Source organism: Pseudaquabacterium terrae, assembly GCF_013266755.1.
In the GTDB taxonomy this organism is placed as follows: Bacteria; Pseudomonadota; Gammaproteobacteria; order Burkholderiales; family Burkholderiaceae_C; genus Pseudaquabacterium; species Pseudaquabacterium terrae.
Genome location: NZ_JABRWJ010000003.1, coordinates 296,456 through 316,243, shown reverse-complemented (window position 1 = coordinate 316,243; position 19,788 = coordinate 296,456). Strand labels below are relative to the sequence as shown.

Here is a 19,788-nt window from a genome sequence, read left to right as displayed (position 1 = left end):
CGATGCTGGCGCGCTGATTGCTCTTGCGTCAAATGCCGCACCTTCGCCACCGCAGGGTCATGTCCCGCAGTGCATGATGCGGCGAGCTGTGGGCGGTGCGACTTTCGATTCGAAAGACAGAGGCGCGCGTGGCATTGACTGGGCGTTTGGTGATCGTTGGCAGCCGGATTGCGGCAGCAGGTTTGCTGCTCGCGCTGGTCGTGGCCGAACTGCGCGGCGCGCACATGCAGGCGGCGCTCTTCGGCGGCATCGGCCGCGATGCGCGTTACAACCTGGGCGATGGCCAGAGCGCCGAGATCCGCTTCCCGGCCGGCGGCCCGCACGACCAGCGCCTCGGCTACCGCGACCTGCCGCAATGGATCCATCGGCTGCAGTCCGCCGGCTACGAAGTCCGGTCGCAGGCGCGGCTGTCGCCGACGCTGATCGCGCTGCACGAAGCCGGCTTGCCGCTGCCGTACCACGAGAAGCTGCAGGCCGGCCTGACGCTGCGCGACTGCCGCGGCGAGTCGCTGTCGGAGCGGCGGCTGCCGCAGCGCATCTACGCCGGCTTCGACGACGTGCCGCCGCTGGTGCTGCAGTCGCTGCTGTTCGTCGAGGACCGCCAGCTGCTGGACCCCGAAGCGCCGAACCGCAACCCGGCGCTCGACCCGCCGCGGCTGGGCAAGGCGCTGCTGGAGCAGCTGCAGCGCGTCGCGCTGCCCGATCGTTCGGCCGCCGGCGGCAGCACGCTGGCGACGCAGATCGAGAAGTACCGCCACTCACCGGGCGGCCGCACCGGCTCGGCGAGCGAGAAGCTGCGCCAGATGCTGGCCGCGTCGCTGCGCGGTTACCTCGACGGTCCCGATACGCTGGCGCGGCGGCGCCAGATTGCCCTCGAGTGGATCAACTCGGTGCCGCTCGGCGCGCGCGCCGGCTTCGGCGAGGTGCATGGCATCGGCGACGGCCTGTGGGCCTGGTACGGCCGCGATTCGGCCGAGGTCGACCGCCTGCTGCTCGGCCACCGCCCGAGCGGCATCGATGCCGGCGCCTGGCAGGCCGCGCGTGCGCTGGCCTTCAAGCAGGTGCTGTCGCTGGTGATCGCGCAGCGCCGGCCGATGCACTACCTGCAGGACGAGGGCCAGGTGCTCGAGGGGCAGGCCAACAGCTACGTGCGGCTGATGGCCGAGGCCGGCTATGTGGAGCCGGCGCTGCGCGATGCGGCGCTGCGCCAGCCGCTGCGCCTGCAGCCGCGCGCGCCGGCGCTGCCGCGGCCGGACTTCGCCGAGCGCAAGGCGGCAATGACGCTGCGCACGCAGCTCGCCGGGTTGCTCGGACTGCCCGAGGCCTATGCGCTCGAGCGGCTCGACCTGGACGTCGACTCGACGCTCGACGGCCGCGCGCAGCGGCTGGTCACGCAGGCGCTCGCCGCGCTGAAGGATCCCGCCGCGGCGCGCGCCGCCGGCCTGGTCGGCGAGCACCTGCTCGGCGAGCACGACGATCCGTCGCGGCTGGTCTTCGGCGTCACGCTGATCGAGCGCGCCGACGACGGCAGCCACCACCTGCGCGTGCAGGCCGACAACGTCGACCAGCCCTTCGACGTCAACCAGGGCCTGCGGCTGGACCTCGGCTCGACCGCCAAGCTGCGCACGCTGATCAGCTACCTCGAGGCGATCGCCGGCCTGCATGCGCAATGGGCCTGGCGGCCGGCCGACGAGCTGCAGGCGTGGTCACCGAGCAGCCGCGACCCGCTGGCGCTGTGGACGCGCGAGTACCTGCTGGCGCAGCGCGGCGCGGCGCCGCTGCAGCCGATGCTCGACGCGGCGCTGGAGCGGCACTATTCCGCCAACCCGGGCGAGACCTTCTTCACCGGCGGCGGCGCGCACCGGTTCGAGAACTTCGACGGCGAGAAGCACGACCACCGGGTGATGAGCGTGCGCGAGGCCTTCCACCATTCGGTGAACCTCGTCTTCATCCGCCTGATGCGCGACGTCGTGCGCCACCAGGTGCACCGCGGCGGCAACGAGGTCGACCAGCTCTTCAACGACCCGGCCGATGCGCGCCGGCAAGCCTTGCTGGCACGTTTTGCCGACCATGAAGGATCGGTGTACCTGGCGCGCTTCTACCGTGCGCATCGGGCGCACCGCGGCAGTGCGCAGTCGCCCGCAGACGCCGCGTCGGCGCCCGACGATGCCGCGCCGACCCCGCGCGTGCACCCGCTCAAGGCCTGGCTCGATGACTACCTGCGGCAGCATCCGGACGCCGGCCTGACAGAGGTCCTGGCGGCCAGTGCCGCCGAGCGCCAGCAGGCCTATGCGTGGCTCTTCCGCACGCGCCACTCGCGGGCCCAGGACCAGCGCATCGCGACGATCCTCGAGCGTGATGCGTTCGGGCACATCCTGCGCGACTGGCAGCGCTTGGGTTATCCCTTCGACACGCTGACGCCCTCGTACGCCAGCTCGATCGGCGCCGCCGGCGACCGGCCGGCCGCGCTCGCCCACCTGATGGGCCTGCTGCTCGATGCCGGTGATCACCGGCCGCCGCTGCAGACGCTGCCGGTGCTGCACTTCGGCCGCGGCACGCCGTACGAAACGCGGCTCGAGCGCCATCCGGCGGCTGGGCGCGCGGTGTTGTCGCCGCAGGTCGCCGCGGCCGCACGTAGCGCGCTGCTCGGCGTCGTCGAATCCGGCACCGCGCGGCGGCTGAAGGGTGCGCTGCTCGATGGCACCGGGCAGCCGCTGGTGGTGGCCGGCAAGACCGGCACCGGCGACCACCGCTCGCAGCGCTTCAGCGCCGGTGGCCAGTTGCTCGGCGAGCGCGTGATCGAGCGCTCGGCGACCTTCGCCTTCACGCTCGGCGAGCGCTACCACGGCACGGTGCTGGTGTACGTGCAGGGCCCGGAAGCGGCGCGCTACCGCTTCACCAGCGCGCTGCCGGTGCAGCTGCTGAAGTCGCTGGGCCCGCAGCTGATGCCGCTGCTGCACCAGCAGGCCTGCCCGGCTGAACCACCGCCGCTGCCGGCGCCGGTGCAGGGGCGCGGGCTGGTGATGGCCGGCGCGCCGTCGCAGGGGCTGCGCGCGACGCCGGTGCTGATGCCGCTGGCCGCGCCGCGCGCCGGCCTGAAGCTCGGCGCGCTGCCGATCCCGATTCAGCTCATGAAGCCGACGTCCGCGCTCGAGAAGTAGCCGAGGTTCGGGAACACCTGCGCCATCGCCGCCGGGCCGACGCCGAACCACTTGGCCAGCGTGGCGCCGAACTGGTCGAGCGAGGTGGTCGGGATCAACACGCCGCGGCTGCCGGCATCGTCGGGGCCGCCGAGCGCCGGCATGGGAAAGTTGCCGTACATCTCGCCGCCGCGCACCGCGCCGCCCATAACCAGCAGGTGGTTGCCCCAGCCGTGGTCGGTGCCGCTGCCGCTGGGCTGCAGCGTGCGGCCGAAGTCGCTCTCGGTGAAGGTGGTGACGCCGTTGGCGACGCCCATCTCGACGGTCGCGGCATGGAAGGCGGCCATCGCCTCGCCGACGACGCGCAGCAGGTCCCAGTGCGCCCAGCTCTGCGCCGAATGGGTGTCGAAGCCGCCGAGCGAGCAGAAGAACACCTGCCGATTGATGCCCGTGGTGCCGCGCAGCCGGATGATCCGGGCCACCTGCTGCAGTTGCTGGCCGAGCGAGGTGCCGGGGAAGGGCGTGGCGAACGCCGCGCCGCCGGTGGTGCCGGCGAGCAGCTGATTGAGCGAGATCGCGTCCTGGCGCACCTTGTTCGCCGCCTGCACCAGCGCCAGGCCCGAATCCATCGTCAGGAGCTGGTTCAGCGCGTTGCGCTTGGCGGCGGCGGCGCTGTCGGGCCAGGCGCTCATGCCGTCGGCGCTCAAGTCGAAGCCCGGGATCAGGCTCGCCGATTGCACGACGTTGCCGGCGCAGAACAGCGCCGAGCCGGCCATCGAGATCGACGCCGGAAAGCGCGAGGTGCCGTTCATTGCGTTCATCGCATCGGCGCTGCGGCCGGCCCAGCCGGTGCCGCCGCCGGTGGTGATCGCGGTCTGCATCTGCTGGATCTGGTCGCTGTGCGAGAACAGGTTGCTCGGCAGCGGCACCGAGCCGGCGAGGAACTGCGCGCGCGTCGTCGGCCGCGCCAGCATGCCGACGTTGGCGACCACCGCCAGCTTGCCCTGCGCCCACAGCGGCGCGATCGCATTGAGCCCGCTGTTCAGGCCATAGGGCACGCCGGCCGGCGTGGTGACGGTGGCCAGCTGCGTATTGGCGTCGGGCAGCGCGAGGCCGCCGCGGATCGCGCGGTAGGCGTTGTTGGCGGCGGTCGACAGCGGCACGACCATGTTGTGGCCGTCGTTGCCGCCGAGCATGAAGACGCAGACCAGCGCCTTGTAGCCGGGGCTCTGCGCGTGCGCTGCAGTGCCGAGGCTGGCCGCGCCGAGCAGCGCGCTGGCATCGAGCAGGAAGCGCCGGCGCGAGCGCTGCGGGAAGTGGTGATGGTTCGTCATTGCGGCGCCCTTCAATATTGGATCGCGTGCTGACCGGACAGCAGCGTCAGGTACAGCGCGGTCAGCGCCTTGGTGCGGTTGTCACCCTGCTGCGCCGTGACGGCGGCGCTGATGCTCTGCTTCATCGCCGCCGGCATGCGGCCGTAGAGGAAGGTCTGGTCGCAGGCGTCGATCAGCCCGTTGACGTTGCCGCCGAGGTTGACGAAGCGCTGGATGTCCACGGGGAAGTCGCCGCCCGGATTCGACAGGATCTGCCAGATGAAATTGCCGCGCAGCACCGCCTCGGTGGGCGAGTAGATCTGGAACTCGGGCCCGTACAGCGCGGACTGCGGCACGCGGAACATCGGCGAATAGAAGCCGAAGACCGATGGCGGCGCGAGCGGCGTCTGCCCCGTGCGGCTGAAGGACCAGGCCTGCTGGTTGGTCGCGCTGATCGAGCCACCGAGCGCGCGCGCGATCGACAGGATGTGGAAGATCGGATCCTTCAGCCGGCCGCTGGTCGGCAGCGCGGCGTCGTTGCGCGCCTCGGCATCGAGCAGGATCGCGCGCACGGTGGCGCGCAGGTCGCCGCGCACGCCGCTGCCGTTGTTGTTGAAGACGCCGGTGATGCGCTGCACGTAGGCCGGCGACGGGTTGCTCGTTACCAGGCTGCGGATCAGCCGCGTGGCGATGAACGGGCCGACGTTGGGGTGCGCGAAGATGCAGTCGAGCGCGGCGTGGGTGTCTTGCTGCGTCGTCTGGCCGGCGGCCAGGCCGCAGCCGAGGAAGTTCTTCGCCTGCGTGTCATGGTTGACCTCGCGCGGGATCATCGGCCCGGAGAAGTTCTCCCATTCGTTGTTGACGTAGACCCAGCCGGTCAGCGCCCGCGCGAGCTGCTGGACCTCGTCCTGCGTGTAGGTGGGCAGCGGCATGCCGTTGCCGCCCATCTGCGCCGAGCCATCGGGATTCAGCCGCACGAGGCCGAGCGTGAACAGCTGCAGCAGCTCGCGCGCATAGTTCTCGTTCGCTGCGCCGCCGGCGCTGGGCTTGGTGCTGCGCGCCAGGTCGAGGTACTTGCCCATCTGCGGGCTGACCGTGATCTCGCCGAGCAGCGTGCGGTAGTTGCCGAAGGCATTGCGACTCAGGATCTGCAGGTACGGGACGATCTGGTCCGGGTAGTTGTTCTTGTTGATCGACACCACGATGACCTGCGACAGCGCATAAGCCACGCGCTGGCGCAATTGGTCGGGTGCCGCGGACAGCCGGTTCAGGTAATGCGACTGCGCGGCCCGGTTGTCGCTGGCGGGAACGGGAATCGCCGTCTCGGGCATCGCGAACTGCTCGTTCAGCCAGGCGTCGACGCCGATCTGCTTGACGCGCGCCAGCGCGGCCGGCGACGGGCCGAAGGCGGCCTGCTCCAGCAGCCGCGCGGCAGCGAGGTCTGCCGTGCCGCCGCCGCTGCCGGCGACGACGGTCACGGTGGCCTGGGCAAAGGCGCTGGCGCTGGCGGCCGAGGTGGCTCGCACCGTCACCGCAGCCGGCGACGGCACCACAGCCGGCGCGGTGTAGAGACCGGCCGCGCTGACCGTGCCGAAGGTCGCATTGCCGCCGGCGATGCCGTTGACCGACCAGCTGACGGCGGTGTTGCTGCTGCCGCTCACATTGGCCGTGAAGGTCTGCGTGGCCAGCGGCGCCAGCGTCACGCTGGTCGGTGCGACAGCCACGGTGACCGGCGGCGGTGGCGGCGCGGTGCCGGTGACCGGCACCAGCAGCGTGTCGCTGCTGCGCGCGCCATGGCCGACCTGGGCCACCAGCAGCGGCACCGACCGGCCCACCTGTGCGCTGGTGGCCGTGCCGCTGACCTGCAACGCGGTCGACGAGACGAAGGTCGTCTTGACGAGGAGGTTGTCGAACTTCGCGATCAGGTCGGGCGTGAAGTATTCGCCGCTCAGGTTCAGCGTGAATGCGCCGACCGCAACGTTCGCCGGCATCGTGCTGGTCAAGCGCGGCTTCATGCGCGACACGGTCAGCGTGACTTCGCCGTAGCGCGTCGGATAGGCGGTGCTGGTTGCCCGCACCTTCACCGCGTTGGCACTGGGCACGGCGGCGGGCGCCCGGTACAGGCCGCTCGGACTGACCGTGCCGTAGACCATGTCGCCGCCGACGACGCCGTTGACGCTCCAGGTCACGGTGTTCGGCGTCATCGGCACGTTGGCCGTCAGCTGTCGCGTCGCATTGATCTCGATGTGACCGACACCGTAGACGGTGATCGTTTGTGCCACCGCGCTGCTACAGGCGAGCAACAGCAGTAACAGGCGCAACAAGGGCCTGAAGATGTTCATCGGGGGCTCGGCAGGTGGCCCCCGGAAGCGGTGGCCTGTGCAAAGCAGTCTACGAATACCCCCTAGAACAACGCGTGAAGATTCGTATCGGGATGCTTGTTTCAATCAAGCGCTATTCAGCAATCTTCAGACACGCAAACGCCACGTGCGAAGGCGCTCGTACGCCGGGCGGCAGGCTTCGGCGACCCGCGCGCCGGGGCCACTCAGATGAGGGGTGCGCGGCCGCCACGGCTCGAAACCGGTCGAGCGCCAGACCGCGTCGTACCAGTGCGGCGCCCAGACGCCATCACTGGCGCGCGGGCCGGCCGGCCACGACAGCATGCATTCGCTGAACGAGATGCCCAGTCGCTTGCAAAGGGCGCGCAACTGCGCCTCGGGAGCCTGCAGGAATTCATCGGCGTCGAGCACCGGCGGCGCCCGCCCGAGCCGCTCGGCCACCGCATCGAACAGCTCGACCTGCTGCTGCAAGCCGATGTCTTCGGGCGTTATCGTCGCGCGTGACTTGAGGTAGGAATCGACCACCGCCGCCGGGTCGCGGATCAGGAAGACGTTGGTGAGCGTGTGCACCCAGTCGCGCGCCATGTCCGGCAGCAGGTGGTGCGCCATGTGCTTCTGGTACCACAGCGCGCGGCCATCGGGAATCGGGCCGGCGAGCCGCTCGACGACGCGGCGCCAGTCGGTGTCGCCGGCGGCAATGACCTCGTCGCGCGCCGGATGGTCGAGCCCGGTGGCGGCGAGGTAGGCCGCGTACAGCGGCTCGTCGATCACCACGCAATCGGGCCGGTTCTCGAAGGCCCGCATCATCGCCGTCGAGATGTTGCGCGGGCCGCTCCACATGGCCAGGTGCATGGCCATCAGCTCCCGCCGGCGGCGCGCGCGGCGACGTCGCGGACGATCAGTTCGCGGTACAGCGCCTGCAGCCGCTGCACCATCGGGCCGGGCAGCGTCTCGCCGATCGTGCGGCCGTCGATCGCGCGCACCGGCGCCAGGCCGGCGAAGGTGCCGGTGCAGAAGGCTTCGTCGGCGGAGTAGACCTCGGTCAGGCTGAAGTTCTTCTCGCGCACCGGGATGCCGGCCTCGTGGCACAGCGCCAGCACGTTGGCGCGCGTGATGCCGCCGAGGCAGTAGTCGCCCGACGAGGTCCAGACCTCGCCGCGGCGGACGATGAAGAAGTGCGTCGAATTGCAGGTCGCGACGAAGCCGTGCGGGTCGAGCATCAGCGCCTCGTCGGCGCCGGCCTGCGTGGCCTGGATGCAGGCGGTGATGCAGTTGAGCTTGCTGTGGCTGTTGAGCTTGGGGTCCTGCACGTCGGGGAAGCCGCGCCGCACGTGCACGGTGAACAGGTTCAGCCCGCGCTGCAGCGTCTCGGGCTTGGCCTCCTTCCACTCGGCGATGATGGCGATGGTCGCCGGGCCGACGGTGACGCGCGGATCCTGGTACGGCGTGCGCTTGACGCCGCGCGTGACCATCAGCCGGATATGCACGCCATCGCGCATGGCGTTGGCCGCGAGGGTGTCGTAGAGCGCGCGCTTCAGCGCCGCACGGTCGAGGCCGATGTCGATCATCAGCGCCTTCGCGCCTTCGTCAAGCCGGTCGAGATGCGCGTCGAGGAACACCGGGTGGCCGCCGACGACCCTCAGGCCCTCCCACACGCCGTCGCCGAGCACGAAGCCCGAGTCGAAGACCGAGACCACGGCCTCGGCGCGCGGCTTCAGCTCGCCATTGACCCAGATGCGGATCGACGCATTGCGCGGGTCGTCGTGGAAGTCCTGGATGCTCTGGGACATGGTTGAACGCGGAGGCGGGCTCGGGACGACGAGTGTGCAGCAGCGCGGCGCTGGTGTCGCCGATACTCGTCTGCCATGGATTTGCTGATCATCGGCGGCACGCAGTTCGTCGGCCGCCATCTCGTCGAAGCGGCCTGCCGGCGCGGCGACCGCGTCACGGTTTTCAACCGCGGCCTGACGCCGGATGAACTGCCGCTACAGGTCGCGCGTCTTCGCGGCGACCGGCGCAAGGACCTGTCGGCGTTGGCCGATCGGCGCTGGGACGCAGTGATCGACTGCTGCGGCTACCTGCCCGGCGAGGTGGCGCACCTGGCCCAGCACCTGGCCGATCGCATCGGATGTTATGCATTCATCTCCACCGTCACGGCCTATGCCGACGCGACGCGGCCGAACGACGAGACGTCGCCGCTCGGCCGCATCGACGATGGCGACACCGACGTGGTCGACAGCCGCACCTACGGCCCGCTGAAGGCCTTCTGCGAGGCGGCGCTGGCGCAGCGCATCGAGCCGGCGCGGCGCCTGGTGATCCGGCCCGGCCTGGTCGTCGGCCCGCACGATCCGACGCAGCGCTTCACCTGGTGGCCGGCGCGCTTGGCGCGCGCGGCGCTCGACCGGCAACCGGTGCTGGTGCCCGGCGCACCGCTGCGGCCGCTGCAGTTCATCGATGCGCGCGACCTGGCCGGTTTCGTGCTGCAGGCGCTGGACCGTGAAGTACGCGGTACGTTCAACGTCATCTCGCCGCCGGGCTTCACGACCATGGCCGGGCTGCTCGACGAATGCGCGCGCGCGGCCGGTGCGACCGAGCCGCTGCTGCGCTGGATCGACGAGGCCGCGCTGCTGCGCGCCGGGCTGAAGCCTTGGAACGAGCTGCCGCTGTGGATGCCGGCCAGCGGCGAGTACGCGGCGTTCATGGCGATGGTGACGGCCAAGGGCGAGGCGGCCGGCCTGCGCATCCGGCCGCTGGCGGAGACGGTCGCCGATACGCTGGCCTGGTGGCGCGGCCTGCCGCCGGATCAGCAGGCGTTCACCAAGGCCGGGCTGGCGCCCGAGCGCGAAGCCGCGTTGCTGGCTTCGTTCGAGCGCTGACGAACTGCGCAGCTCAGGGCCGCGCGCGCCCGATCCCCGCATACAGCTCGCCGATCGGCACCACGCGCCCGTGCAGCGGCAGGATGCGCTCGACCTGAAGGCCGAGCCGCTCGATGTTCTGCACCAGGTTCACGTGGTTGGCGTTGGGCACCGGCGGCGGCCCGCTGTTCGGCGCGGCCGGCGTGTAGGCGTCGGCCTCGATCAGCAGCTTCTCCTTCGGCAGGTAGACCATCAGGAAGCCCTGGGCGTGCACGCTGCCCTGGATCTCGTGCACTTCGAAGCGCAGGTCGCCGTCGACGAACTGGCGCCGGGTCGTCACGCCCAGGATCTCGGGGCTGCGGCCGGACTGCGCCAGGCGGTCGGGCCGGATCTGCTGCGGCTTGGCGAAGACCCGCTCGAAGTAGGGCTTGGCCGCCTGGCTGGTCACCAGCGCCGCGCCTTCGGCGGCCGCGGCGCGCAGGCCGCCGGCATGGTCGAAGTGGTGGTGCGAGTTGATCACCGTGCGGATCGGCTTCGTCGGCAGCAGCTTCCTGACCTCGGCGAACACCGCAGCCGTGCGGCCCTCGTACAGCGGCGCCTCGACCAGCACGACGTGGTTGCTCATCTCGATCGCCACGCTGTTGTGCGAGCCGCCGAACAGGAACCAGACGCCCGGCGCCACCTGCTCGGACAGCACGCGCTCGGTGGCGGTGCGCACGTTGTCGGGCAGCGCGATGTCGACCGCCGCATTCGGCTGCACGTCCTGCACCTGCAGGTCGAACACCGGGTGGCCGCCCTGGCTCTGGCGGATGCGCATCGGAAAGCGGATCGCGCCGAAGGCGCGGTAGTCGCTGTACAGCGTCGTGACCTCGGTGTCGCCCATCACCGGATGCGGCTGGCGTGAATCGATGCGCGTGATCTGGCCCTGCGCGTCGACCCAGGCGGTGGCGTCGAGCCGGCCCGGCACGCGGTAGCTGAAGGTCGAATAGGACTGGCCGCCGTCGCTGCGCGTGCCGGTGGTCGCACCATGGCGCTGCGCGGCCTTGATCGCGCCGTGCGGCGTGGTCCACAGGTCGTGGATGCGGGCGTCGACGGTGACCGGCGCCGCGACGGGGCCGGTGGGCGTGGTGTTCCACGCGTGCTCGCCGAGCACGAAGCCGGTCGCGCGCTGCTCGCCCTGGCCCAGCAGCGGGATGCCGCCGCCGCCCTTCTCCTCAGCACGGCTGCGGCCGAACTCTTCGCGCAGCGCGCCCTTGTCGTAGTCGAGCGTGCGCGTCAGCACCGAGTAGTTCAGCTGCGGCCAGCCGATCTCGGGCTGCCAGGCCTGGCCGAAGGTGGCACCGCTGCCGCGGCCGCTGAACTGCAGCGTCTTCAGCTGGCTGGCGCCGAGCGCCTGATCGGCCTGGCGCAGGACGGTCTGCGGATCCGGTGTGGTGCTGGCGCAGCCCGCGAGCAGCAGGCCGATGCCTGTGGCGAGGAGCGGCCATGACGAGCGAGCGGCCATGCGGTTCTCCGATCGGTGAAGGGCGCAGCCTCGCACCACGCGCGCCGCGATGGCAACAGGGAATTGCAAGTGGTCGGCATGTGATGCAGCGCACTGCGGCCCGGGCGCAGACCATGACAATCGCCGCCATTCCAAGTCATATCCAGGGCAGCTCATGAGTCGGAAGGCGACGGCGCGGCTGCGCTTGTTCGTGGCGACGGTCGGGTTCGCCGTGCTGGCGGGATGCGGTGGCGGCGGCAGCGGTGGCGCGGCGCCCACCGTGACGCCTGGGCCAGCACCCGCACCCGCACCCGCACCAGCACCGGCGCCGCCCGCGCCTGCACCGCTGCCTTCGAGCGTGCAGATCAACATGCCGCCGCAGGCCGACGTCGCGCAGCCGGTGAGCTTCGCGTCGAACCTCGCCGACGGCGTCGATGGCCTGAGCACCACCTGGGACTTCGGCGACGAGACCACCAGCACGCTCGCGCGCCCGACCCATGCCTTCGCGCAGCCTGGGGACTACGAGGTGCGGCTGACGGTCGCCAACGGCAGCGGGCAGAGCATCGGCGCGCGCGCCACCGTGCGCATCGGGCGCTATGCGATGGTGCAGGAACGCCTCTGCAGCGGGGCCGGCAGCGGCGGCTGGTGCTGGCAGCGGCCACTGCCCGACGGCAACGTCGTTCGCGACGTGCAGTTCCACGATGCGCTGCTGGGCTGGGCGGTCGGTGATGCGGGCCAGGTACTGCGCACCACCGACGGCGGCGCGCAGTGGCAGCGCATCAACCAGCGCTCGGGCGGTGATGCGACGCTGATGAAGGTGCGCTTTGCCGATGCGCTGCACGGCTATGCGCTGACGGCCGGGGGCAGGCTCGTCCGCAGCGTCGACGGCGGCGCCACCTGGACCGAGACATCGCTGGCGCCGCCGCCGGCAGATTCCCCCTACCAGAGCTGGAACGAACTGGCGGCGCTGGGGCCGCAAACCGTCTTCGTCAGCGCCTCTTCCGTGTCCGGCAGCATCTTCACCTATGCCGCGCGCGTCAGCACCGACGGCGGCCAGAACTGGCGCGATCCGCCGATGCGGCCCAACGCCGCATTGCCGTCCGGCCGCATGTGGACCTTCGAGCCGCTCGAGACCCTGCTGCGTTCCGATGACCTCGGCCTGACGACGGTGCCGGGACTGTCCCATCCGACGCCGGGTCCCGGATTGACGCGCATCCTCGGCGACGACGTGCTGCTGCTGTGGTGGACGGGCAGCCCCGGCACGCCGAATCGCGAACAGACGATGTTCTGGCGCACGACCGACTCCGGCCGCAGCTGGCAATCCGCGGTGCCGCAGGTCGACGGCCGCTCGCGGCCGGACGCGTCGTTCCTGGGTGTGGAGTTCTCGGCGCGTGGCGCTGGCTGGGGCGTGCTGATCGACACCGGGCTGGTGCGCACCGAGGACTGGGGCCGCAGCTGGCGCACGGTGGACCTGGGCAGGCCGTTCGAGCTGGAGGATTTCAGCACCGGCGGCAGTCGGCTGATCGATGCCGACGTGGCTCATCACGTGCACGGCGGCACGAGCCGCCTCACCGTGGACGGTGGCCGCAACTGGCGCGCGCTGGCCCACGCGCTGGAGGGGGCTCGCGCCGACAGCGTCGAACGCGACAACCGGGGCGGCCTGCTGCTGCGCTTCGACAGCCGCCTGTACCGGTCCACCGATGGCGGCGCGACGATGCGGCCGATCGGCGGCGGACGCACGGCCGACGGCGATCAGGCGGCGATCACGGCCCTGTGGTTCTTCGATGCCCGGCGCGGGCTGGCGGTCACCGGCTGCGGTCAGCTGCTGGACACCGACGATGGCGGGCTGAACTGGCGGCCGCGTGCCGCGTCGGTCCCGTGCCGATCCGACGCGGGCGCGCTGACGTCGATGCTGCAGTTCACGCCCAACGGCACGGGCTGGCGCCAGGCAGGCGGCGGGCTGCACAAGTCGACCGACGGGGGCCGCACCTGGCAGGGGGTGACCGGTCTGCCCGAGCTGTTGGACACGACCGATCTGCACTTCATCGACGACCAGCGCGCATGGCTGCGCACCGAGCGATGGACCAGTCCGCCGTTCTCGGGCGGACGCCTGGTCTGCGACCGCTCGGCGCTCTACGCCACCGAGGACGGGGGTGCCACCTGGGCTGCGCAGACGACCCGATTCAGCGGCGACTGTTCGATGCTGCGCCGCCCGGTCGCCGGGCTGGCGCTGGCGCTCGATGGCGCGGGGGCGATCTGGCGCTCGACCGACGACGGCCGGACCTGGACGGCAGCGGCCGCGGATGCGGCCGTGCCCACGGCCTTCGCGACGCAAGGCGGGCCGCTGCACTTCATCAACGCGCAAAGGGGCTGGCTGATTCGCCGCGGCGAGATCCTGCGCACCGTCGATGGCGGGCAGACCTGGGCAACCGGCACGCGGCCCACGCGCGGCAGCCGCGAGTTTCCGCTGGCCATCCGATTTGCCGATGCACAGCATGGCTGGGTGGTCGGCAGCGACGGGCTGGTGCTGGGCACGACCGACGGCGGCGCGACCTGGACCCGCCAGGCCGCCCCGAGCGCCCAGCACCACGGGGCACTCTTCGCCATCGACCGCGGGACCGCCTGGGTGGGCGGCACCAACGGCGCCGTGCTCGCCACCGCGACCGGCGGACGCTGACGTTCAGCGCGGCGCTGCAGGCCGCGTGTCCACGCGCAGGCACAGCGCGGCGGTCAGCAGCGCCAGCGCGACGTGCGCGCCATACAGCCAGCGGAAGTCGGCGAGGCTGGGCGCCGCATGGCCGACCAGCGCTACCGTCGCCGCGACGCCGAGCACGGAGCCGATCTGCCGGATCGCCTGGTTCACCGCGCTGCCGACGCCGAAGCGCTGCGGCGGCAACCCGGCGACCGCCGCGCCGCCCAGCGAGGGCAGCACCATGCCGACGGCACTGCCGGTCATGATCAGTCCCGGCAGCCAGGTGCCGAGGTAGTCCGGCGTGGTGCCGGCGCGCAGGAAGAACCACAGCCCGGCCGCGGCGTACAGCAGGCTGCCGCCGACCAGCAGCGGCCGGTGGCCGATGCGTGCCGCGAAACGGCCGGCGACGATCGCCACCGGCACCACCAGCAGCGGCCCCGGCGTCACCGCCAGGCCGGCCAGCGGCAGCGGGTAGTGCCAGACCTGCATCATGAAGAAGAAGAAGCCGAAGAACATCATCGCGAAGGCGATGCCGAAGCTCAGCGTCGCCAGGTTCACGAAGCGGTAGGTCGGGCTGTGAAAGAGGCTCAGGTCGATCGCCGGATGGCGCGCGCGCCGCGCCCAGGCGACGAAGGCCAGCAGCGCGATCACACCGGCGGCCAGGCTGCCGAGCACCGCGCCGGAACGCCAGCCGAGCGCTTCGGAGCGCACGATGCCCAGCGCCAGCGCGCCGACGCCGATGATCAAGAGGCCGATGCCGGGCAGGTCCAGCGGTGCGGCGTTGTCCGGGTTGCGCGATTCGACGAGCCGCGTGCGGCCGCGCCACAGCGCCCAGGCACCGATCGGCAGGTTCAGGTAGAAGGCCCAGCGCCAGCCGAGCGCATCGACCACGCCGGCGCCGACGCTTGGGCCCAGCGCCGCGGCCAGCCCGCCGACGGCGCCCCACAGGCTGACGGCGATGGCCCGCTTGTGCGCCGGGAAGGCGCCGAGCACCAGCGCGAGCGACGACGGCGTCAACAGCGCCGCGCCGGCCGCCTGCAGCACGCGTGCGGCGATCAGCCATTCGACCGTCGGCGCCCAACCGCAGGCCCACGAGGCCAGCAGGAACAGGCCCAGCCCCCATTGGAAGATGCGCTTGCGCCCATGCTGGTCGGCCAGCCGCCCGGCCGGTACCAGCAGGGCCGCGTACACCACGGTATAGGCATTCAGCACCCACGACAGATCGGCGCTGCTGCTGCCGGGGAAACCGGCGCGCAGCGCGCCGAAGGCCGCGAACAGCACCGTGGTGTCGATCGACACCAGGAACACCGCGACACTGGCGACGCTGAAGACGGCCCACGGCGAGGCGGGCGCCGGGGCCTCGGCCACCAGCGCGACGGATGCTGCGGTCTTCATGACGCGGGCTCCTCGAGCACGGCGGTGATGAACTTGAGCGCCGCGGCGATCACGTTCGCGTCGCCGAGGATGCGGCGGTGGCCCAGGCCCTCGACGCGCAGATGGCGCGCGCCGCGCCAGGCGGCGGCCGAGGCCAGGCTGTCGGCGATGGCGACGATGCGGTCGTCGCTCGAATGGATGAAGAGCGCCGGCAGCGTGAAGTGCACGGCGCGCGCCGGCAGCGAGACCTCGTGGATGTTGACGCCGAGCGGCTCGCGCAGCAGTTCGAGCATGCGCTGCGTGCCTTCCTCGTCCAGCCCCGCGAAGGCGGCGACCTGGCGCGCATAGGCCGCATAGTGAGCGGGTGCGCCGATCATCACGGCGTGGCCGGCGTCCAGGCCGTGGTGCAGCGCTTCGCCGAGCACCGCCGAGCCGACCGAGTGCGCGATCACCGCGTGCAGCGGGCCGAGCACGTCGCCGACCGCCTTCAGCGCGCGCGCCGATTGCGGGATCGAGGTCTGCCGGCCCGACGAGGCGCCGTGCGCCGGCAGGTCCATCGTGATCACCTCGAAGCCGGCGTCGAGCAGCGGCGGCGCGAAGGCGGCCAGATCGGCGGCCTGGCCTTCCCAGCCGTGCAGCAGCAGCACGCGCGGGCCGTGGCCGCTGCGGCGCAGCGCGATGCTGCCGCTCGGCGTGTCGATCGACAGCGCGGTCGGATGCGGCAGGAACTCGGGCGCCGGTGGCGGCAGGCGCGGCGTCAGGAAGAACTGGACCACCTGCTCGGGCGCGGGGCGGTCGAGGTCGGCAGCGGTGGGATCACTCATGGTGGCTCCGTTGGATGATGGTCGTCATATTCCTGCGCGTGCGCGAGCGGTTCCGGTGGCAGGTCGTGAAGGGGAGGGGAGGCGGGCGTGCGCGCTCAGTCGCGCCGCACGCCCAGCTGCGCGAGCGCGGCGTGGCGGATCGCGTCGGAGAGCTTCGGATCGTCGACGGCGCGCGCGATCGTCAACGCGCCGACCATCGTCGCGAGGGTCGCCAGCGCCTGGTCGTGTGCGCCCGGCTGGCCCCAGTCGGGCTGCAGGCGGCCGACCAGGTCGATCAGTTCCTTGATGCGCCGGGTCGCTGCGCGCCGCACCTCGGGCGCCTGGCGCGGCATCTCGGATCCGAGCGCGACGACCGGGCAGCCGGTTTCCGCCTGCTCGACGTGGGCGCGTGACAGGTAGGCGCGCAGCAGCGTGGCGAAGGCCTGCTCGGGCGGCACTTGCGCCGCGAGCCGGCCGAGCGCCTCGACTCCTTCGGCGCCGGCGCGGTCCGCCGCTTCGGCGAGCAGCGCATCGCGCGACTCGAAGTGCGCGTAGAAGCCGCCATGCGTCAGCCCGGCCTCCTTCATGATGTCGGCGACACCGGTGCCGCCGTAGCCGCTGCGCCGGATCGCGCGCGCCGCGGCTTGCACGATGCGCTCGTGCGTGGCTTCCTTGCGGGTCGGGGTGCTGCGGTTCATCGCGGGTCGGCATTGTGTATGACGTTCATCATATTGTGAACGTCATCCCGCGGCAAGTGCAGGGTGAAAGGCGGCCTACGGCACCAGCTCGTACAGCGCGGACCCGTCGCCGTTGTCCTTCACCAGCTTGATCTGCGGATAACGCGCCAGGTGCGCAATGCCGCCGGCGCCCGACGTGAAGCGCAGCTTGATGCCCGGCACCGGCTGGATGCGCCAGTTGTTGTCGGCGCTCGGATCGATGCGGCCGGCGCCTTGCAGGTACTGCACCAGCGCCTCGCGGTTCTCGTCGGGCGCATCGACGACGATGCTCTTGCCGTCGAGGCCGGGAAAATTGCCGCCGCCGGCGGCGCGGTAGTTGTTGGTGACGACGATGAAGCGCGCGTCGTCGTCCACCGGCTGGCCCTGGTGGCGCAGGTCGACGATGCGGCGCGCGGTCGGCGCCACCAGCTTGCCGTCGCGGTCGTAGCGCGCGGCTTGCGTCACGTCGATGCGGTAGCTGACGCCGTCGAGCGTGTCGAAGTTGTAGGTGCGGAAGGCGTCGTCGATCAGGTCCTGCTCCGGTGCGCCGGCCGGGTCGATGCGCTTGAACTGGCCGGCCGACATCTCGAGCCACTCGCGCACGGTCCTGCCGTCGACGCGCACCGCCTTGACGGTGTTCGGATAGATGTAGAGGTCAGCGATGTTGCGCACCGCCAGCGGCCCGGCCGGGATGTCGGTGTAGTAGTTCCAGCCCTGGCGGCCACCAGCCTTGAACGGCGCGGCGGCGGACAGCAGCGGCAGCTTTTCGTACTCGGTGCCCTGCAGCGCACGCTTCGCGTACGCCAGCTGCGCCTGCGAGACGATCTGCACCGAGGGATCGTCGGCGACCTGCGCGAAATAACTGATGATCGGTGCGGCCGTCTGCGCGACCGCGCTGCGCACGTAGGCCAGCGTGCCGGCATGCTCGGCCTCGACCAGCTGCGCCACCTGCGGATCGGCCTCGACCAGCGGCTTGCGCGTCGTGCGGTCCATGATCGGGCGCAGTTCGGCGCGGCTGCCGGTGACCTTCCAGCCGCCCGAGCTGTTGTCCAGCACCAGGTCGATGAGCCCGAGGTGATCGCCCCAGCGGCCGGGCATCACCGCGGGAATGCCGTTGATCGTGCCGCGCGCCAGGTCGACCTTCGGATGGCCGGCGAAGAAGCGGCCCGGGAACTCGCCGTGCGAATGTCCGAACAGGATCGCGTCGACCCCCGGCACCTCGGCCAGCCGGGCCACCGAGTTCTCGGCGAACAGCACCGTCTCGCCCTTCTCGAAACCCGAGTGCGGGATCGCCACCACCAGATCGGCGCCCAAGGCCCTCATCTCCGGCACGAAGCGGCGCGCCGAGTCGACGATGTCGCGCACCGTCACCTTGCCGGCCAGGTTCTTCTGGTCCCAGGTCATGATCTGCGGCGGCACGAAGCCGATGACGCCGATCTTCAGCGGGTGCTGCTTGCCGCTGTCGTCTGTGAAGCGGCGTTCGAGGATCACGTAGGGCGTGAAGGCGTTCTTGTCGTTCGACGGATCGTTGTCGCTGTCGGCGAGGTAGACGTTCGAGTTGACGTAGGGGAACGTGGCGCCGGCGATCGCCTGGCGCAGGAACGGCAGCCCGTAGTTGAACTCGTGGTTGCCGATGTTCGCCGCATCGACGCCGATCGCATTGAGCACCTTGTAGGCCGGGTGCACCTGGCCGGCGGCCAGCGGCTTGACCTTCGCGACGTAATCGCCGAGCGGGCTGCCCTGGATCAGGTCGCCGTTGTCGAACAGCAGCGTGTTCTTCGCCTCGGCGCGCGCTGCCTTGATCAGCGTGACGGTGCGGGCGAGGCCGTAGTCGGTGGTCGGCTTGTCCTGGTAGTAGTCCCAGGCCAGCAGGTTCATGTGCAGGTCGGTGGTCTCGAGGATGCGGACTTTCAGCTCGGCGGCAGAGGCGGCCAGCGGCAGCAGCGCGGCGAGCACGAGAGCGACGGCGGAGCGGTGCGGTGTCGGGAGGGCAGGCATGGAGATTTATACCTTCGGCCGCAGGCTGCCGCGGCCCGTGCCGACCCGTAGGTGCCGGCGCAGCGGGCGCGCTGCCGCTGCGGGCGGCATGGGCGGGGCGCCCAGCGCCTGCACGACATGCTCGACGAAGCGCGCGAGCTTGGGCAGCGGGCGCCGGTCGGACGCGTAGACCAGGTGCACCGGGCGCGGCGGCGGCAGGCAGTCCTGCAGCAGCGGAAGCAGCCGGCCTTCGGCGAGGTCTTCGGCGAGCAGCACTTCCGGCTGCATCACCAGCCCCAGACCGGCCAGCGCGGCATGGCGCAAGCCGTCGCCGTGGTTGCAGACCAGCCGTGCGTTGGCGGGCCACTGCACGCCTTCGCCGCCGTCGTCCAGCGTCCACTCGACGCGCCGTTGCCACACCGAATGGCTCAGGCAGACGTGCTGCGCCAGATCGGCCGGCCGGCGTGGCTTGCCATGCGTGCGCAGGTACGCCGGCGCCGCGGCGATGACCATGCAATAGGGCCGCAGCGGGCGCGCGACCAGGCTCTCGTCGACGACCCGCCCGATGCGGATGGCCGCATCGACGCCTTCGCCGGTCAGGTCGGCGACGCCGTCGGTCAGCTGCAGGTCGACGCGCACCTGCGTGTGCTGCTGCAGGAACTGCGCGACCAGCGGCGCGATCACCTGGTTGCCCAAGGTCACCGGCGCGCTGATGCGCAGCAGCCCTTGCGGCGCGGCTCGGCTGCGTTCGACCGCCGACTCGGCCCAGCGCACCTGCTCGAGCACGCGCCTGCAGTCCTCGTAGAACGCGCTGCCGACCTCGGTCAGGCTCTGGCGCCGCGTGCTGCGCGCGAGCAGCCGCGCGCCCAGGTGCTCCTCGAGCTGGCGGATGTGCTTGCCGACCATCACGCCGGAGATCTCGAGCTGGTCCGCCGCGGCGGCGAAGCTGCCGGCTTCGACCACGGCAACCATCACTTCCATGCTGCGCAGCTTGTCCATCGGCGTGATTCCAAAGCGTTGATTCGGAGTGCAAGAACCAGGTGCTACTTTATGTCATCAGAAGTTTTCAAAACAATGCGGCCATTGCAACCACGCT

General features: G+C 71.2%; 13 protein-coding genes. 3 read left to right on the top strand and 10 right to left on the bottom strand.

What is annotated here, in order from left to right; all coding sequences use genetic code 11:
- Window positions 1–134: 134 nt before the first annotated feature.
- Window positions 135–3,161: a transglycosylase domain-containing protein gene (locus HLB44_RS10465; protein ID WP_246312187.1), complete on the top strand. Its 3,027-nt coding sequence runs from the start codon at window positions 135–137 to the stop codon at window positions 3,159–3,161.
- On the opposite strand, the gene HLB44_RS10460 is transcribed toward HLB44_RS10465, so the two are convergent.
- The 4 genes from HLB44_RS10460 to HLB44_RS10445 all read right to left on the bottom strand — a co-directional run bounded on the left by HLB44_RS10460 (window position 3,125) and on the right by HLB44_RS10445 (window position 8,582).
- The gene (locus tag HLB44_RS10460; RefSeq protein ID WP_173122522.1) at window positions 3,125–4,474 is read right to left on the bottom strand and encodes a DUF1501 domain-containing protein; all 1,350 of its coding nucleotides are present in this window, start codon (window positions 4,472–4,474) and stop codon (window positions 3,125–3,127) included. The two genes, HLB44_RS10465 and HLB44_RS10460, sit on opposite strands and share 37 nt — an antisense overlap.
- An 11-nt stretch (window positions 4,475–4,485) precedes the next feature.
- Entirely contained in the window at window positions 4,486–6,795 is a 2,310-nt protein-coding gene (locus tag HLB44_RS10455) for a DUF1800 domain-containing protein (protein ID WP_173122521.1), read from the bottom strand.
- A gap of 126 nt (window positions 6,796–6,921) precedes the next feature.
- Entirely contained in the window at window positions 6,922–7,644 is a 723-nt protein-coding gene (locus tag HLB44_RS10450; protein ID WP_246312186.1) for a sulfotransferase-like domain-containing protein, read from the bottom strand.
- 5 nt (window positions 7,645–7,649) lie between these two features.
- Entirely contained in the window at window positions 7,650–8,582 is a 933-nt protein-coding gene (locus HLB44_RS10445; RefSeq protein ID WP_173122519.1) for an aminotransferase class IV, read from the bottom strand.
- Between the two features lie 75 nt (window positions 8,583–8,657).
- Between HLB44_RS10445 and HLB44_RS10440 the strand changes: the two genes are divergently transcribed.
- A complete protein-coding gene (locus tag HLB44_RS10440) occupies window positions 8,658–9,668 on the top strand; it encodes an NAD-dependent epimerase/dehydratase family protein (protein ID WP_173122518.1) in 1,011 nt (336 codons plus the stop codon).
- A 13-nt stretch (window positions 9,669–9,681) separates the two neighbouring features.
- Here the strand turns inward: HLB44_RS10440 and HLB44_RS10435 are convergent, their stop codons facing one another.
- On the bottom strand, window positions 9,682–11,151 hold the full coding sequence (locus HLB44_RS10435) for an MBL fold metallo-hydrolase (RefSeq protein ID WP_173122517.1): 1,470 nt from the start codon (window positions 11,149–11,151) through the stop codon (window positions 9,682–9,684).
- A 154-nt stretch (window positions 11,152–11,305) separates the two neighbouring features.
- Here HLB44_RS10435 and HLB44_RS10430 point away from each other — a divergent pair, with 154 nt between their 5' ends.
- Window positions 11,306–13,807, top strand: a complete 2,502-nt coding sequence (locus HLB44_RS10430; RefSeq protein ID WP_173122516.1) for a YCF48-related protein — start codon at window positions 11,306–11,308, stop codon at window positions 13,805–13,807.
- A 3-nt stretch (window positions 13,808–13,810) separates the two neighbouring features.
- Here HLB44_RS10430 and HLB44_RS10425 read toward each other — a convergent pair whose 3' ends face one another.
- The 5 genes from HLB44_RS10425 to HLB44_RS10405 all read right to left on the bottom strand — a co-directional run bounded on the left by HLB44_RS10425 (window position 13,811) and on the right by HLB44_RS10405 (window position 19,691).
- Complete coding sequence (locus HLB44_RS10425; protein WP_173122515.1) at window positions 13,811–15,217, bottom strand: MFS transporter; 1,407 nt, start codon at window positions 15,215–15,217, stop codon at window positions 13,811–13,813.
- Window positions 15,214–16,020 (bottom strand): alpha/beta fold hydrolase, encoded by an 807-nt coding sequence (locus HLB44_RS10420; protein WP_173122514.1) that lies wholly within the window; start codon window positions 16,018–16,020, stop codon window positions 15,214–15,216. The genes HLB44_RS10425 and HLB44_RS10420 overlap by 4 nt, the downstream gene beginning before the upstream one ends.
- Before the next feature lie 95 nt (window positions 16,021–16,115).
- Window positions 16,116–16,697 carry a TetR/AcrR family transcriptional regulator gene (locus tag HLB44_RS10415; protein ID WP_173122513.1) on the bottom strand — a complete coding sequence of 194 codons (582 nt, stop codon included), beginning with the start codon at window positions 16,695–16,697 and terminating at the stop codon, window positions 16,116–16,118.
- A 75-nt stretch (window positions 16,698–16,772) separates the two neighbouring features.
- Window positions 16,773–18,713 (bottom strand): bifunctional 2',3'-cyclic-nucleotide 2'-phosphodiesterase/3'-nucleotidase, encoded by a 1,941-nt coding sequence (locus tag HLB44_RS10410; protein ID WP_173122512.1) that lies wholly within the window; start codon window positions 18,711–18,713, stop codon window positions 16,773–16,775.
- Window positions 18,714–18,719: 6 nt separating this feature from the next.
- Complete coding sequence (locus tag HLB44_RS10405) at window positions 18,720–19,691, bottom strand: LysR family transcriptional regulator (RefSeq protein ID WP_173122511.1); 972 nt, start codon at window positions 19,689–19,691, stop codon at window positions 18,720–18,722.
- Between the last annotated feature and the right edge of the window lie 97 nt (window positions 19,692–19,788).